This is a genomic window from Pseudomonas sp. C8002 (assembly GCF_013385765.1).
Lineage (GTDB): Bacteria > Pseudomonadota > Gammaproteobacteria > Pseudomonadales > Pseudomonadaceae > Aquipseudomonas.
The window spans coordinates 177,220-192,460 of record NZ_JACAPJ010000010.1; the positions used below are offsets into that span (position 1 = coordinate 177,220).

At 57.7% G+C, this 15,241-nt stretch carries 18 protein-coding genes, 1 tRNA gene and 1 pseudogene; 12 read left to right on the top strand and 8 right to left on the bottom strand.

Annotation, left to right across the window (positions count from 1 at the left end; translation table 11 throughout):
* Nucleotides 1-57: 57 nt before the first annotated feature.
* The 4 genes from HX814_RS16835 (at nt 58) to HX814_RS16850 (ending at nt 2,363) form a co-directional block, all read left to right on the top strand.
* The gene (locus tag HX814_RS16835; RefSeq protein ID WP_003212042.1) at nt 58-270 is read left to right on the top strand and encodes a cysteine-rich CWC family protein; all 213 of its coding nucleotides are present in this window, start codon (nt 58-60) and stop codon (nt 268-270) included.
* Nucleotides 270-962 carry a pseudouridine synthase gene (locus HX814_RS16840; RefSeq protein WP_177008910.1) on the top strand — a complete coding sequence of 231 codons (693 nt, stop codon included), beginning with the start codon at nt 270-272 and terminating at the stop codon, nt 960-962. The genes HX814_RS16835 and HX814_RS16840 overlap by 1 nt, the downstream gene beginning before the upstream one ends.
* A gap of 305 nt (nt 963-1,267) precedes the next feature.
* Nucleotides 1,268-2,152 (top strand): alpha/beta fold hydrolase, encoded by an 885-nt coding sequence (locus tag HX814_RS16845; RefSeq protein WP_003212046.1) that lies wholly within the window; start codon nt 1,268-1,270, stop codon nt 2,150-2,152.
* Nucleotides 2,153-2,289: 137 nt separating this feature from the next.
* Nucleotides 2,290-2,363 (top strand) — tRNA-Gly (locus HX814_RS16850).
* Nucleotides 2,364-2,478: 115 nt separating this feature from the next.
* Here HX814_RS16850 and HX814_RS16855 read toward each other — a convergent pair.
* The 4 genes from HX814_RS16855 to HX814_RS16870 form a co-directional block, all read right to left on the bottom strand.
* Nucleotides 2,479-4,254, bottom strand: a complete 1,776-nt coding sequence (locus HX814_RS16855; RefSeq protein ID WP_256343972.1) for an amidohydrolase — start codon at nt 4,252-4,254, stop codon at nt 2,479-2,481.
* 24 nt (nt 4,255-4,278) lie between these two features.
* Complete coding sequence (locus HX814_RS16860) at nt 4,279-5,202, bottom strand: lysine exporter LysO family protein (protein WP_043225584.1); 924 nt, start codon at nt 5,200-5,202, stop codon at nt 4,279-4,281.
* A complete protein-coding gene (locus HX814_RS16865; protein ID WP_177008909.1) occupies nt 5,199-5,972 on the bottom strand; it encodes a 2OG-Fe dioxygenase family protein in 774 nt (257 codons plus the stop codon). The genes HX814_RS16860 and HX814_RS16865 overlap by 4 nt, the downstream gene beginning before the upstream one ends.
* 221 nt (nt 5,973-6,193) lie before the next feature.
* Nucleotides 6,194-7,000, bottom strand: coding sequence for a polysaccharide lyase family 7 protein (locus HX814_RS16870; protein ID WP_177008972.1), 807 nt, complete (start codon nt 6,998-7,000; stop codon nt 6,194-6,196).
* 575 nt (nt 7,001-7,575) lie between these two features.
* Between HX814_RS16870 and HX814_RS16880 the strand changes: the two genes are divergently transcribed.
* Complete coding sequence (locus HX814_RS16880) at nt 7,576-7,857, top strand: BrnT family toxin (RefSeq protein ID WP_008437813.1); 282 nt, start codon at nt 7,576-7,578, stop codon at nt 7,855-7,857.
* Nucleotides 7,858-7,860: 3 nt separating this feature from the next.
* Entirely contained in the window at nt 7,861-8,211 is a 351-nt protein-coding gene (locus HX814_RS16885; RefSeq protein WP_134325880.1) for a BrnA antitoxin family protein, read from the top strand.
* 49 nt (nt 8,212-8,260) lie between these two features.
* Here the strand turns inward: HX814_RS16885 and HX814_RS16890 are convergent.
* Nucleotides 8,261-8,502: pseudogene (locus HX814_RS16890) on the bottom strand (GNAT family N-acetyltransferase); the annotation flags it as partial.
* A gap of 33 nt (nt 8,503-8,535) precedes the next feature.
* Entirely contained in the window at nt 8,536-9,426 is an 891-nt protein-coding gene (locus HX814_RS16895; protein ID WP_177008908.1) for an SDR family oxidoreductase, read from the bottom strand.
* 95 nt (nt 9,427-9,521) lie between these two features.
* Here HX814_RS16895 and HX814_RS16900 point away from each other — a divergent pair, with 95 nt between their 5' ends.
* From HX814_RS16900 to HX814_RS16910, 3 genes are all read left to right on the top strand, one after another.
* A complete protein-coding gene (locus HX814_RS16900) occupies nt 9,522-10,334 on the top strand; it encodes a helix-turn-helix transcriptional regulator (RefSeq protein WP_008437810.1) in 813 nt (270 codons plus the stop codon).
* Between the two features lie 161 nt (nt 10,335-10,495).
* Nucleotides 10,496-10,789 carry a type II toxin-antitoxin system RelE/ParE family toxin gene (locus HX814_RS16905; protein WP_177008907.1) on the top strand — a complete coding sequence of 98 codons (294 nt, stop codon included), beginning with the start codon at nt 10,496-10,498 and terminating at the stop codon, nt 10,787-10,789.
* 2 nt (nt 10,790-10,791) lie between these two features.
* Entirely contained in the window at nt 10,792-11,100 is a 309-nt protein-coding gene (locus HX814_RS16910) for an addiction module antidote protein (RefSeq protein WP_003212064.1), read from the top strand.
* On the opposite strand, the gene HX814_RS16915 is transcribed toward HX814_RS16910, so the two are convergent.
* On the bottom strand, nt 11,093-12,283 hold the full coding sequence (locus tag HX814_RS16915) for an MFS transporter (RefSeq protein WP_177008906.1): 1,191 nt from the start codon (nt 12,281-12,283) through the stop codon (nt 11,093-11,095). The genes HX814_RS16910 and HX814_RS16915 overlap by 8 nt on opposite strands.
* The gene (locus HX814_RS16920; RefSeq protein WP_177008905.1) at nt 12,280-13,443 is read right to left on the bottom strand and encodes an MFS transporter; all 1,164 of its coding nucleotides are present in this window, start codon (nt 13,441-13,443) and stop codon (nt 12,280-12,282) included. The genes HX814_RS16915 and HX814_RS16920 overlap by 4 nt, the downstream gene beginning before the upstream one ends.
* Before the next feature lie 95 nt (nt 13,444-13,538).
* On the opposite strand from HX814_RS16920, the gene HX814_RS16925 reads away from it, so the two are divergent.
* The 3 genes from HX814_RS16925 (at nt 13,539) to HX814_RS16935 (ending at nt 15,235) form a co-directional block, all read left to right on the top strand.
* Nucleotides 13,539-14,447, top strand: a complete 909-nt coding sequence (locus tag HX814_RS16925; protein WP_087692622.1) for a LysR family transcriptional regulator — start codon at nt 13,539-13,541, stop codon at nt 14,445-14,447.
* A 171-nt stretch (nt 14,448-14,618) separates the two neighbouring features.
* A complete protein-coding gene (locus HX814_RS16930; RefSeq protein ID WP_003189411.1) occupies nt 14,619-14,801 on the top strand; it encodes a type II toxin-antitoxin system HicA family toxin in 183 nt (60 codons plus the stop codon).
* 23 nt (nt 14,802-14,824) lie between these two features.
* Nucleotides 14,825-15,235 (top strand): type II toxin-antitoxin system HicB family antitoxin, encoded by a 411-nt coding sequence (locus tag HX814_RS16935; RefSeq protein ID WP_003212074.1) that lies wholly within the window; start codon nt 14,825-14,827, stop codon nt 15,233-15,235.
* Nucleotides 15,236-15,241: the final 6 nt, after the last annotated feature.

The following is a 15,241-nucleotide window of genomic DNA, read 5'->3' on the forward strand; positions in this document are numbered from 1 at the left end:
CGTGCAAGGCACACCGGGTTTCACCGGGACCTTGTCCGATACAGCCTGAACCGACCGATGACCACGCCAACCCTCTGCCCCGCCTGCGGCGCCCGCAACGATTGCGCCCTGGCCGACCCGCGCACTGCCGACCAGGCGTGCTGGTGCTATTCCGTCAGCATCGACCCCGCAGTGCTCGAAGCCTTGCCGGCGGAACTGCGCAATAAAGCCTGCCTGTGCCCGCGTTGTGCTCAGGTGGACGAACAACTGCGCGGCAACGAGCGGTCGTAATGCGCGTAGATCGTTTCCTCAGCAACCTGCCGCGTTTCAACCGTAAACAGGTTCGCCTGTTGCTGGTGGAGCGGCGGATCAGCGTCGACGGCCAGGCCATCAGCGATCCGCACCACCCGGTAAGCGAGTTCAGCCGTGTGTTGCTGGATGACGAAGTGCTGCAAGCCGGCAAACCCGCGCGTTACTTCATGCTGCACAAACCCCAGGGCTGCGTCAGCGCCACGTCCGACCCGCAACACCCCACGGTGCTCGACCTGCTGGATGAACCGGACAAGCACGAGCTGCACATCGCCGGTCGTCTGGATTTCAACACCACCGGCCTGATGCTGATTACCAACGACGGCCAGTGGTCGCGCCGCCTGACCCAGCCGCAAACCAAACTGCCCAAGGTCTACTACGTCGAGACCGAGCAGGACATCGGCCCGCAATACGCGGCCACCTTCGCCGCCGGCCTGTACTTCGCCTTTGAAGACCTCACCACCCAACCGGCGGAACTGGAACTATTGGGCCCCAGAACGGCGCGCCTGAGCATCATTGAAGGGCGTTATCACCAGGTGAAGCGCATGTTCGGGCACTTCGACAACAAAGTGATACGCCTGCACCGCGAACGCATGGGACCGCTGGAGTTGGACGCAGCCCTTGCGCCAGGCCATTACCGGGCGCTTACAGAGGCTGAAATCCAACAGGTCTGATGACCGTTCAGCCGATGATGGCAAAAACCCACGCCATCGACTGGCGAACTGGCATCCCTGATGCTTGAATCAACCCAGCCAGCCGCAATCTGACTGGCGAGTCACCCCTACCTACAAGAAACACTTTGCCCGTCCGCACGCTTGACCTGCGGGCCTCTCACGGCAAATTGCCCGCCATAACAACACCCGTCGGCCAGCCAGTACCGGATCGACATGGGCCCTCACTTCCAGGCGTATGCCTACCTGTCACAAAGCTCGTGCAGAGTGATCTGCGCGCATTACCCGCTTGCCAGGAGTCTTACGACATGAGGCCAGAAATCGCTGTGCTGGATATACAGGGTCAGTATCGGGTTTACACGGAGTTCTATCGCGCGGACGCAGCAGCCAAGACCATCATCCTGGTCAACGGCTCAATGGCCACCACTGCGTCTTTCGCCCAGACCGTGAAAAGCCTGCACCCGACGTTCAACGTGGTTTTGTATGACCAGCCCTACGCTGGCCGCTCCAAAATCCACAACCGCCACGAGCATATGCTGACGAAAGAAGTCGAGGGCCAGATCCTTCTGGAACTCATCGACCACTTCGCCGCCGAACACGTGCTGTCCTTTTCCTGGGGCGGCGCCGCGACCCTCGTCGCCCTCGCCCACCGCCCGCGCCGTGTGGAAAAGGCCGTGATCAGCTCGTTCTCCCCGGTGATCAACGCCCCGATGCGCGACTACCTGGAGCGCGGTGTCGACTACCTCGGCAACCTCGACCGCGACCGCGTGGGCCACCTGGTCAACAGCACCATCGGCAAACACCTGCCGTCGCTGTTCAAACGCTTCAATCACAAACACGTGAGCAGCCTGGCCGAGCACGAGTATGGGCAGATGCACTTTCACATCAGCCACGTGCTCAACAGCGACCGGCTGTGCTACCTCAAGGCCGCTAAACAGATTGATATACCGGTGTTGTTCTTGAACGGCGAATGGGACGAGTACACCAGTGCCCAGGATGCCAAGCTGTTTGGGCAACATATTGCGAAAAGCAGCTTCGGCACGATTCAGGCGACCGGGCACTTTCTGGATATGGAGCACAAGGCCGCGTGCCGGGATAGCCGGGAGGCGTTGATGGGCTTTTTGAGACCGGAGCAGCAGCCAAGCCGGTTGCGGTACCACGCGTCACAGCCACAGCATGCGTTTGCCGTATGAGCGGTGGGGTTGTGGGTGGGCTGGATTTCCCAGGGGGTCCGCCTGCCCATGATCGACCGTTGGCACGTAAAACACAGAATTTTCGAAGAAAAACTTCAAATCCGCGAGCACATCTGGTACAAAGTCAGCCGCTCTGAGCGGGTATAGTTTAGTGGTAGAACGAAAGCTTCCCAAGCTTTAGATGAGGGTTCGATTCCCTCTACCCGCTCCACTCAGATTTTGCTCCTGCGTCAGGCTGGTTTTGACGGGGGATGTGTAAAAAAACCGGTCCTTGGTGTCCGGTTTTTTTATGGGTGGGATTTGGAAATTAAACGGTCGAACCGGGCTCATTCAATCGCCTGATAGACCTTCTTCCCGCCAACCCAAGTCTGCAGGACGCGTGTCCTCCAGATGTCTGCCGGGCTGACGGCAAAAATGTCCTGATCAACCAGGATAAAATCGGCCCACTTTCCGGGCTCAATGCTGCCTTGGGTAGCTTCTTGATGGGCTGCATAAGCTGCATCCAGCGTAAATGCACGGAAAGCCTCGAAGAGGGTCATGGCCTGCTCAGGGTGCCATCCAGCCAAGGGGTTGCCCTCATGATCCGAGCGAGTCACGGCAGCATGTATGCCGTAGAACGGATTGGCAGATTCGACTGGGAAGTCTGACCCTGCCGCAATTTTCGTTCCCTGGTTAAGCAGAGTGCGCCAGGCATAAGCCCCCTTGATCCGTTCGACACCCACCCTGTCCTCAGCCATATTCATGTCGCTGGTAGCATGTGTAGGCTGCATCGATGCAATCAGCCCTAGATCGATAAAGCGCGGTATCTGCGCCACATCAACCACCTGCGCATGCTCGATCCTGTTACGCAAGGCGCGCCCACCGACTGTGGCGTAGGTCTGTTCAAAGCTATCCATGACCTGCTTGATGGCAGCATCACCGATGCCATGCACATTAGCTTGAAAGCCGGCTTTCAGTACCGACTCAATCTTGTGCTTCATCTCCTGCCGGCTTTCAAAAAGCAGCCCCTTGTTGGTTGGGTCGTCGGTGTATGGCTCAAACAGCGCCGCACCACGGCTTCCCAAAGCGCCATCGGCATAAAGCTTGACGCTACGAATGGTAAGACGATCATCGCCGTAGCCGATCAAAGGGCCGTCCTGGGACAACACCGCGAAATCATCCCCCGCACCGTTGATCATCGAGTAGACACGTAACGGAAGCCGGCCGCGATCGGCAAAACCGCGCATCGTCTTGATCATCTGCCTATCAGCACCTGCATCGTGCACAGATGTCAGTCCTTGTGCATTGAGATGCTCCAATGCAGCCTGCAACGCGACCTCTCGCTCCTGCTCGTCAGGCAGCGGAATAATATCCGCGACCAGCCCCATAGCGGCGTCGATAAATACACCTGTCGGGTTACCTTCTGCATCCCGTTCGATACGTCCGCCTTTCGGATCAGGCGTGTCCTTAGTAATACCCGCCAGTTGCATCGCCTTGGTATTAGCCCATCCGGCATGGGCATCCACCCGAATTAGCCACACTGGTCGATCGACAACGACCTTATCAATTTCGGCAGCCGTCGGAAACCGCCCCAACTTCCAGGTAACGTGGTTCCAGCCTGAGCCAGTCAGCCAACGGGCGCCGGGGCGCGCTGCAGCGAATACCCGAAGCCTCTCCTGCGTATCAACCAGTGTTGGAGAGCCCCGTAAAGCAATGCTTCGAAGGGACTCTCCAAGCCATTTGATATGGCCGTGCGCATCGGTCAACCCAGGCAAGAGGGACGCACCCTTACCATCGATGCGCGTCGCCAATGCATGCTTGCCAGCAAGATCGGCCGCCATACCGACGCAAATCACTTTGCCCGACGCATCAAAGGCCAACGCATCAAAACGCATCAGACCGCCTCCACTCACGGTATAACCACGCACATTTTCCATAATCGTTGGCTCCGCCCGGACAGGCCCCGCCAGCGACAGGAACATAGCCACCGGGATCAACGCCTTGGGCTTAGTTTTGATACACATCAGCAGCTGTTCAAACGCGGCAAGCATCGGGCCGAGCGTGAGACTTTTAAATGCTGATGGTTGCAGACTCGGTTTTTCTCCTGAAAATCGTGGAGTCATGATTTCCTCCAGTAAGAGGTCACGTCATGCGGTCAGAAAGAAGGTTATAAAAAAGGGCGCTAACACCGTCAGAATCAAACCACTCATGAGAGCGGTAGGCAGCGTGTCGCAGTGGCAGGTTTGGCGCACGATCGGTAACGTCGAGTCCAGAGCGGTTGCCCCAGCGGCGGCAATACCGACCTTTGGGTGGAAGCCACCGACCAGGTACAGTAAAGCGATCGCGATCAGTTCGCGCCCCAGGTCTGCGAGCAATGCCGTAGCGCCATGAACTTCTCCGGACAGCCCTCCGACCAGGACGCTGGATAGCGTGAACCATCCAAATCCCGTCGAGAGTGCCAGGAGCAAACGGATATCTTCGCCAGTGATGAAATGAACCGCATAGGCTCCCAATATTGAGCCAATGACCACGGCAATCGGAACGCATAGAACGCCCCATGAGATCCAGTCACGACCTAACTTGATGCTCGACAAGTCGAGTCCCACCAAGAAGATCAGTACCATTAACATCACGTTGCTGGGTGGAAGCCACAAGCTTGCAACGGTTGATTCTGCATATGTGAACAACACGCCCAAGGCCACCATCAGCAGCGCAATAAAGCACTCTTTCAGAGGAGCAGCAGCGCCATGCATATCGAAACTGGCAACCCTGCCTGGTTCTCGTCCAGCCCCTCTCAAAGCCGCCAAGCCCAGCAGCAGCATGCAAGGCACCACTGTTGTTGCGACCGCGACAAGCGAAGATGTCTTGAGCACATAGCCAACCGCATCCAGCGAAGAAACCACTTCGCCGAACTCAGTGCCTATCAGAAAAAGTAGCCCCCAAACCAAAGGGCTGATCAGACTGACCAATCGGGCAACAACTTTATCCGGGAGCAAGAGTTTGCTCGATAGATAGCCTATTCCCAACGCAATCAAGATGGGTAATATCGAGCTCAACGCCTGCACCGTCATATCCTCTGAATGGTTGGCGAGAAATCAACCAAAACAATACAACGCTCACAGACTCCGGGAGAGGCGTCGTCAAGTTTCTTGATCGGGCTTATGTAATGCGAAACCTTCGGATCATGAACGAAAAAACTATCGAGAGGCTGTGAAAGGGTAAACTCCGCCAAAATCTGACTTGCCCGCGCGTCCTCGAACAGCATGTTTCGGATTTCCGGATGCCCAATAAAATTGATGCCACCCGTCATGTTCGAAGAACGGTAGATCAAGTGCGCAAACGTGAAGGGCTCTCCATCCTGGTGAAAAAAGTTCGGTGAGCTTATACCTGGCTGATCCGAACTCGCGGACGTGAGTTTTACAAAATGCACCCCAAAATAGATAGGAAGGGGCTGGCCAGGATGCTGCCAGAACGTCAGGGAAAAATCTTCATCGATCAGGTCGAGTAGTACGCGATTGTTTTTTACCGCATCACTCAACGCGTGAAAGTAGCGAATATTTGCGTGATCCGGATTGTTACCGCCTTGGTCGTAACCTGCGCGTCCGTGGCCTGCCCCATCTTTGACGATTGGCAACCAGTGGCCTTCATGCGTGTCTTGCCAGGGAAGAATGACTCCGTTGCCATACCGTCGAAACCTGTTTACTCCAGGCGGGGCGTACTCATCCGGCTCTAACTGTTCAAACTCTCGACGTAATTCTGCGAGCTCTTCGACGCAATGAGTCTGGCTCACACGAGGCATGTAATGCAGATATCCATCTTCTGCTAAGGCACTTCGAGGCATGGTCATCCTCCTTGGTTTGATGCCATCAAACATAGGCAATCACCGTGGAGAACTTCAATGGAGGCGCGAACAACGAGAAGTGTCTTACAACGACGTCGGACGCTAATGGAGCGAGGGGGAACGAATCTTTTTACTCGGCATTACTGACGCAGTACTACGCAGATAGGGTGAAACTGTACGCAGGTTGCTGGGCCGGGGAGTCTCTGAACCGGCGCACACTGCTACTGGTAACCCACATCCAGGGAGGTGTACGCAACAATAGCTGCCCCGCCGTCCTGCTCAGCGGTCTGGTTGTAATTCCCGGCCTTGAAATACAGATTGATGCCCTGCCAACCCGATGGCGGAATATCGAATTCCCGGCTGGCCTGCCTGCCATTCGCCGCAGCCGAAACCAGCAGCACCATGCCACCCTCGGAGCCCTTGACCTCAATCTTGTAATTCAGCTTGTCGTTAAGCTCGAGCCCCTTCAGCAATACTGTCCGTTGCTCCTTCTGCCCATAGCGCGTTTTGGTCCCGGCGATGATCGAGCCACCTTCCCAGCGAAGCTTCAGCAGCTCCGAACCTCCCGCCTTGTCGCCATGTATCTGGGCAAATATGATCGATTTTGTGCTTGGATTTTGCACCACATAAAGCTCGCCGGACTGGGTGTTATCAAACACATTACCTGCGGTGAACTCTCTTTTTGCCCGCAGTTCAACCCGGGGATAGTGACTGTTGGGCGTCGCGTTAAGACCCGAGGGTGTGTTGAATACCAGCGCTCCTTCCGGCACGCCTTGATGGCATCCCGATGAGCGATAACAGTTTGTGTAGAAATAGGCATTCTGAAGATTTTCGCCTAGCGCTATTTCTTCTGGCTGACCTTGCGCATTGAAATCCTGAAGAACGTACGCACGGCTCAGGTTGGGCAGGTTGTTGCCTGGGGGTTTTGTGGCATCCAGGGCAAAGGCATTTCCACCGTTTAAAATCACTCCGATGGCCAAGACCGACACCACGCTAAATCCAGCGCCAAACACTTTAAATGCGTGCATCACCGTCACCGATCATTCGTCAAAGCGCCAACTGCAACGCCAGCAATCCGACAGCGATTGGGGGCGTCGAATCAATGTGGGTGAGTTATACGAGCCAGTACACATCTGTTGATCCTCGGTTAGGACCACCTTCCGAAGCTACTAAACAAAGGGTGGCGGCTATACGCGGGTTAGTAGACCGGTTGATCAACGAAACCGGCGCGCCCAAAGGCGCCCCGCGTACAGCCACCATAAAGACCAGACATTCAAACGTCTGAAAAATGGCACAGCCATACGCCGTTGATCAAATCGGGCTACTAAACCCGACCGCTGATGGGCAGCGGCTGACGAACCTTAAAGACGTCGCCCAAGGCGTACAACCGGGACGATTCTGATGGTTGTGTAGGCAAAGCCGCAAGATCTCTCTTCCAGATAGCTGCGCTCAACAATCCCCCCCTTGGTTCCTCACCTTCCCTACACACTAAGCATCCCCCTCATACCGGGCGCATCAGCGTCGACCGACGGAAATCCGTCATCCCTTCCCTCAAGATCCATCCCCCAATCAATCGCTTTTTTATACATATAAAATATGCATAATGAAAACCTTCAGAATCCAGTATGACTACACCAAGAACACACTGAATCAGCTAAAGCACAGAGGTGTAAGCCTGGCCGATGCTGAACCGGTATTTCACGACGCTAAAGCATTGATGATAGAAGACCGCGACCACGATGAAGAACGCTGGGTAGTCGTGGGCAAAGATGCAAAGGATCGAATATTGGTGGTGGCCTACACCTACCGTGATCCGAATTTCGTACGCATCATCAGTGCAAGGCTCGCATCCAAAAGTGAACGACGCCAGTATCTGGAGGTTTGAACCATGAAAGACGAATACGATTTCAGCTCAGGGAAGCGCGGTGCTATTGCAGGCAACAAAGGCAAGACACGCATCACCATCATGCTGGATGACGTCGTGATCGATGCAGCACGCACGTGCGCCGAAAACGTCGGTACGGGCTATCAGACGGTGATCAATAACATTCTGCGCCAGGCTCTGGTCTCCCAGGATGCACATAACCTAGTAACCGCCCCGAAAAAGCGGGCGAAAACCTTGCCTGTCATCAATGACAGGATCAACGCATCCGATGTGGAAGCCTTGGAACAGCAACTGCTTGCTGTCGCGGGGGAGTTGCATCGTGTGTTAGGAGCACACAACTCCGGCAAACACTAAGCCAGGCCTCAAGCGTGGTGTTTCACAATGATCAAACGGCCCGTCTCATTCACCGAATACGTTTGAAATAAACCAGCTCCGGATCATCCTCATACGGGTTCTCGATAACCCCGCTTGGAAAAAACCAGCCTTGGCGATGAGTCTCTGGGAAGCGACGTTGGACGTATTTGCCGAGGTAAAAAGCTTCATCGTCTTGCAGGCGGTCTCAGACGCAGCAAGCAGCCGAAGCGCTATTCCTTGACGTTGGAATGCTGGAGAAACAACGACTAATGAAACAAACCCGTTCTCGAAAACATTAGTAATCTGCCCTCCAGCAATTCGACCTTAAAAGCCCTCCAACTGCGCAAGATCCGCAAGCAACCCCGGTCCCACCGGCTCCCATCCCAACGTCTTGCGCGTGATCGCACTGGATGCAGGCATATCGTGAGCGGTAAACCTTGCCAACCAACCAAAAAACCCCTGAGCCTCTTGCGCCGAAATGGATTTAACCGGCAACCCTAGCCGCGTCCCCAACACCTCGGCAATCTCCCTTTGCGACACACCCTCCTCCGCCACCGCGTGATACCTCGTGCCCGGCTCGGCCTTTTCAATCGCCAGCCTGTAGAGCCGAGCCACATCCAGAATATGTGCCGCCGGCCAACGGTTTTTCCCGTCGGCGATGTAAGCGCAAACGCCCTTCTCGCGATACAACTCGATCACCGGGCTAACCAGCCCCTGCCTGACGGTGTCGTGTACTTGAGGCAAACGCATCACCGACACATTCACCCCCGTCGCGGCTACAGCGTTAGCCGCTTCTTCCGACGCTGCACGAGGAATTTGCGCTGAGGTAACCACCGCACCATCCTCCGTCGCCAACTGCCCCGGCACGGTGCTCGCAATTCCGACACCGGAGGTAATGATCAGCGGTCGATCCGACCCGGCCAGTGCCTCTCCCAGCGCCTGGATAACCCGGCGGTCGTCCTCGCAGTTCGCGACGAATTTCGAGAAGTCGTGATTGAACGCCAGGTGAATCACGCCATCCGCCTGGGTAACACCAGACTTGAGGCTTCCCAGGTCCTCAAGCGACCCACGATGTACCTGAGCCCCGGCGGCCTCCAGCGCTGCCACCTTGTCATCCGAGCGGCACAACCCCAGCACCTGATGGCCCGCCGCGATCAGTTCCTTGACGACAGCCGACCCGATAAATCCGCTGGCACCCGTTATAAATATGCGCATGAACCGTATCTCCGTGTGTATTCAGAGACTAATCTGTGCGCTTGCCCTATACGGGTAAAGTAGTGAAGTTATCAGGGTATAGAGGCTAACAGGCTATGAGCGCAAACCAGTTGGGCAGCTATCTGAAAGACCGACGTACCCGGCTTGATCCGGCGGCATTCGGCTTCTCATCGGCACGACGGCGTACGCCAGGTTTGCGCCGCGAAGAGGTGGCCCAACGCGCGAACATCAGCCCCACCTGGTACACCTGGCTCGAACAGGGCCGTGGCGGCGCGCCGTCGGTGGAAGTGCTGGAGCGGATTGCCCATGCGCTGATGTTGACCGATATCGAACGCGAGCATCTGTTCCTGCTGGCCTTCGGACGCCCACCCGAAGTGCGCTACCAGCAAAACGAAACGGTGACGCCACGCCTGCAACGGGTACTGGATGCCTTGAACCCCAGCGCCGCGATCCTGCGTACGGCGACCTGGGACGTGGTGGCCTGGAACCAGGCGGCGACGGTGATGTTGATGGACTACGGATCCCAGGCGCCGGAGCAGCGAAATATCCTGCGGTTCATGTTCCTTGATCCCAACTCCCGCGCGGCCCAATACGACTGGGAAAGCGTGGCGCGGTTTGTGCTGGGGGCTTTCAGGATTGATACGGCGCGCTCAGGCGCGGCGGAGCAGGTGCAGCCGCTGGTGGATGAACTGTGTCGACGCAGCCCTGAATTTAAGGCGATGTGGAGCGAAAACGATGTTCAGGGCGCCCATGGTGATCGCATCAAGCGGATACGCCATTCGGTGTTGGGGCCGATCGAATTTGAGTATTCAGTGTTTGCGGTCGATGGGCGCAAGGATCTGAATATGGTGGTGTACAACCCGGCGACGCCGGAGGATGCGCAGCGGATCGCATCCTTGATGGATTAGGCGCCAGCAACTGCAAGAGACTTCGACACTGCAATCGCTCGCAACAAGAGACCATTTGAATCCTTAGCCTTACTCACATCATTCTCCTGCGCCTAACCGCGCCGCGCGCACGTGCTCATGCCTATTGCCAGCCAGTATCCATATGGATACAGTGAGAACCCGTGAACTATCATGTCCAGCAAACGCAGACCTTCATTACCTGGCATTCAGCAATACGTGATTTACGCGCAAAAATCGCCATCGCCCGGCGCATCGATCGCGCATCTGCTGGCAATCTGGGCGATATAAAGACGGTAGGCAATGGTGTCTCGGAAATGCGCGTAGATATCGGTCTGGGTTATCGAGTGTCTTTCACGCAGCGAGGAAGAACCGTCATCGTCTTGCTGGCCGGTGGCGACAAATCCTCACAAGACGCCGACATCCGGCGAGCAAAAAAACTGGCAAAGGAAGTTTGATCATGAGCCAAACACTGACGACATTTGATATGGCGGCACTGCTCGACAGTGATGAAGCCATCAGCGAATACCTTTCTCAAGTTCTGGCCGACGGCGATAACGAGGAGTTCCTCAGGGCCGTCGGGTACGTGGCCAAAGCTCGCGGGATGGCGCGGGTCGCGACCGATACCGGCATGGGCCGTGAGAGTCTGTACAAGGCATTTGCCCCTGGAGCAAAGCCCCGCTTCGAAACGGTACTCAAGGTGCTTCACGCACTGGGTATCGATCTGCAAGCACAGCCGGGGCATGTCGCCAATCATTCGATTATTTGAGTGAGCAGCCCTGCTGCACCACCCACGCCAACGGCAACGTCAGCAACAACATCCCCGCCAGCACCATCACCGCCACCGGCACGCCCATCGAGTCCCCCAGCCCGCCAAAAAGAACCGGCGCCAACGCGCCACCGCCGATGGTGCCGGTGTAGAACACGGCAAACGCCTGCTCGCGTTTACCCGCGCCGGCCAGGTCCGGGACCGCGCCGTAAAGCACCGACGACGTGCCATTCAATGCCAGCCCCAACACCGGCAACATCACCATCAACCCGCTCAACGGCAGGTACACCGCCGCAACGATCAACACCGCCGTGCTGCTCTCCGTCAGCCATACGGTTTTCATCATGCCGATGCGTGCGCCGAGGTAGCCGCAGAGCAATTTGCCGAAGGCGCCGCCGATAAACAGCATGGTCAGCGCGAGACCGATGCCCGCAGTGCCGGCGCCTTTAGCTTGCAGAAGAAAGGGCAAAAACGTGAGAAAGCCCATGCGCACGGCACTGTCGAGTGTGCCCGTGACGATCAGCGCACGCAGGCCGCTGACGGAGCCGCTTCCTACCAGTGTCCTGGCGGTTTTCCCGGAGGTGGACGCCGCTGCCTGCGTTGGGATCAGCCACCACAGCAACCCCGCCGCAGCCAATCCCAGCACTCCAAGAAGCGTGACGCTCGCGCGCCAGCTGATGACGGTTAGCAACAGACCGACCAGCCCGGGAACCAGGGTTTTGCCAATGTCTCCGGAGAAGTTGTATTGAGACAGCGCTTCCTTGACCCCACCACCGTTCTCGTAGGTGTCGGTGATCATCGAAGAAGCCAGCGGATGCTGGGTACTCGCCCCCAGCCCGCCCAACAGCAGCGCCAGCAACAACATGCCCAACCCGGTCGCCTGCCCCACCAACAGATAGGCAACACCGGCAAGCGCCGTGCCGCCCACCAGCATCGGCGTGCGTCCCCAGCGTTTGGCGGCGCGACTGGCCATCAGCTGAAACACCGCCATCATCCCGGAATAGGCACCGCGCAGCAGGCCGACCTGGGCGTAGGTCATGCCGAACTGCGCTTGCCAGATCGGCAGCAGCACGTAGATCACATCGGTCAGGCCATCGTGAATCGCGTGGGCGCTGCAGCCGGCGATCAACGAGCGGCGACGGGCGGAAGTCTCGGGTACCGGCAGGGCAACGGCATCGTTCATGAGGTCTTGCTCAGTTCAGGTTGGAGGGGCTTCCAGCCCGCCAGGGCGATCAGCAACGACAGTAGCTGGAAACCGATGATCAGCGCCACACACCCCACCCAACCCCAACGCCCCCAGATCAGCGCCGGGACGATGGCGCCGAAGCTGCCGCCCAGGTAATAGCAGGTGAGGTACAGGCCCACGGCACCGGCCTTGTTGTGGCGGGCGGTGGCAGTGGTAAAGGCGCTGGCCGCGGCCTGGGCGAGGAACACGCCCGTGGAGCTGAGGGCCAGGCCCAATACGATGCACCACAGGGATGGCAGCAAGGTCAGGCCCGAGCCACAAACGCCAAGCACCGCAGCCGCCGTCAGCAGTTCGGATTGCGGGCGGGATTTGCTCAGGCGCCCGGCAACGGGAATGACTACCAGGGCCAGCAGGAACACCATGTAGATCGTGCCCAGCGCCGCCGGGCCAAGGTCGAACGGGGCCTGGCTGAGGTAAAGGCCAGCGTAGGTAAACGTCGCCACTTGGGAGAACAGCACGCAAAATCCTACGGCGTAGGCTGCCAGCAGCGGCGTGCCGAGCACGTCGGCCCAGGTGGTTGAAGGTCGCGCAATTCGGGGTGGATTGCCCGGCAGCAGGAACTGGATAAACCCGCCCACCATCAGGCTCAACACTGCCAACAGCTCGAAGGCTTCACGCCAGCCGACGTACTCGGTCATCACACCGGTGACGAAGCGCCCGGCAAACCCGCCGAGCACGGTGCCGGCCACGTAGAGGCTGGTGACTTCGGTGACGGTGCCGCCGCGCCAGCGATCACCGATATAAGCCACGCTGGTGGCAAACACCACGGGGATCAGCATGCCTTCGATAAAGCGCCACACCAGCAGTTCGGCGAAGCTGCTGGCATAGGCAGTCATCAAAGCCGGCAACGCCAGCAACAGCGAGGCCGCCGAGATCACCGTGCGTTGCTCAAAACGCCCGGTCAGGCGGCTGACAAAGGGCGCGGTCAGCGCTACTGCCAAGGTGGTGACGGTAATGCTCCAACCGGCCGCCCTGGCGCTCACTTCAAAGTTGGCGGCAAGGGCCTGCAAAATGCTCTGGGTGGCGTAGAGGTTGAGAAACGCCGCGCAGCCACACAGGAACAGGGCAAGACGGGCACAATGCAGGCGCGGTTTCATGAAACCTCTCGTTTTATTATCTGAGGCCTTTATAGAATGACCCGCACACCCGAGACCAATACCGATTTCGAACCGATCAATACCCTGGGGCCAGGATGCTCGACCTACGCAAGCTGCGTTACTTTCTGACCGTCGCCGAAGAATTGCACTTCGGCCGAGCGGCCATTCGCCTGCACCTGGCCCAGCCGCCGTTGACCCGGCAGATTTCCGCGCTGGAGACTGAGCTGGGATTTCGCCTGTTCGACCGCACCAGTCGCACGGTTTCGCTCACTCCCCAGGGGCGCGCGTTCCTGCCCTACGCACGGGCGGTGCTGGAGCAGGTCGACCTCGCTGAAGTCATCGCGGGCAAACTGGCGGCGGGTGCCGCCGGGCAACTGGCGCTGGGTTACGTCAGCTCGATAGCCCTGTCGGACTTGTTCAGCCAAGCGATTCAAGCCTTCGCCCAACGCTTTCCCGATGTGCAACTGACGCTGGTGGAATGCGCCTCCGGCAGCCTGGGCGCACAGGTGGCTGATGGCCGCCTGGATATCGGCCTGAGCCGGTTACTGCCCCAGGACGGTCAGACTGAGGTGCAAGCGTTGTCGTTGGGTGAGGAGCGGCTGGTGGCGGCGGTGTCCAGCGACAGCCCGTTGGCCAACCAGGCCGAGGTCAGCCTGGCGCAGTTGAGTGGGTACCCGTTGATTCTGTTCCCAGCCGATTATGGCTCGGGGCTTAACCAGTCCATTGAGCAGCTTTATCGGCACAAAGGTTTGCCACTGAGGGCCGGGCCGTCGGGACGGCAAATTACCTCGATCATTGCACTGGTGGCGGCGGGACAAGGTGTGGCGCTGGTGCCGGAATGTACGCAGAGTTTGATGAACAAGGGCGTGACGTATCGGCCGTTGGTGGACGCGGAAGCGTATGCACGGCTGCTCGTTCTTACGCGTAGCGGCGCAAGCAGCTTGATGGTCACGGCATTTCTCACGGTAATTGATGAGTTGCTGCAGGCTCGTCAGAAAGCCTGATTGTTCTCTCGAAAAACCTCGCAATACCTCCGTCGGGCACCGTCCCCATGCGCTCATACACTGCATACAGCCCCTACAGAAACACCGGTCATCGACCGCTGGTAGGTAGAGTGTTGATAATTTATTTTCAGTAGTTATAGTCTCCACCAACACACACCACAAGGAGGTGCTGTGGACAGCCGATATTTGATAGGTCACATCGTTGCGGATGGCTGGTATCTGGTGCGAATCAGAGGCAGCCATCATCATTTCAAGCACCCGACAAAGCCGGGGCTCGTGACGATTCCCCATCCTAAAAAGGACCTGCTGGACAAGACCGCAAAGAGCATTTTGAAACAAGCTCTGCTCAGCTAACACGTTCGTTGAGGACAACAAACATGCTGTACCCAATCGCAATTTCAACCGGTGACGAGGACCATGCCTGGGGTGTGGAAGTCCCGGACATTCCCGGTTGCTTCTCAGCTGGAGATGATCTGGACGACGCCATGGCCATGGCCCGCGAAGCGATCGAAGGCCACTTCGAGATCCTCGCAGAAGACGGTGCGCCCATTCCTACAGCACAGAAAGTCACCCTCCATGCCGCCAACCCGCAATATGCCGGCTGCACGTGGGCGGTGGTGGATATTGATGTGACCAAGTACCTGGGCAAGGCACAGAAACTCAATATCACGTTGCCCGGCTACCTGCTGAACCGCATTGACGAATACGTCCTGCATCATCCGGAAGAAAAAAGCCGTTCGGGCTTTCTTGCGTCTGCTGCCCTCAAGGTATTGCAACAGGACCGGTAACAGCAC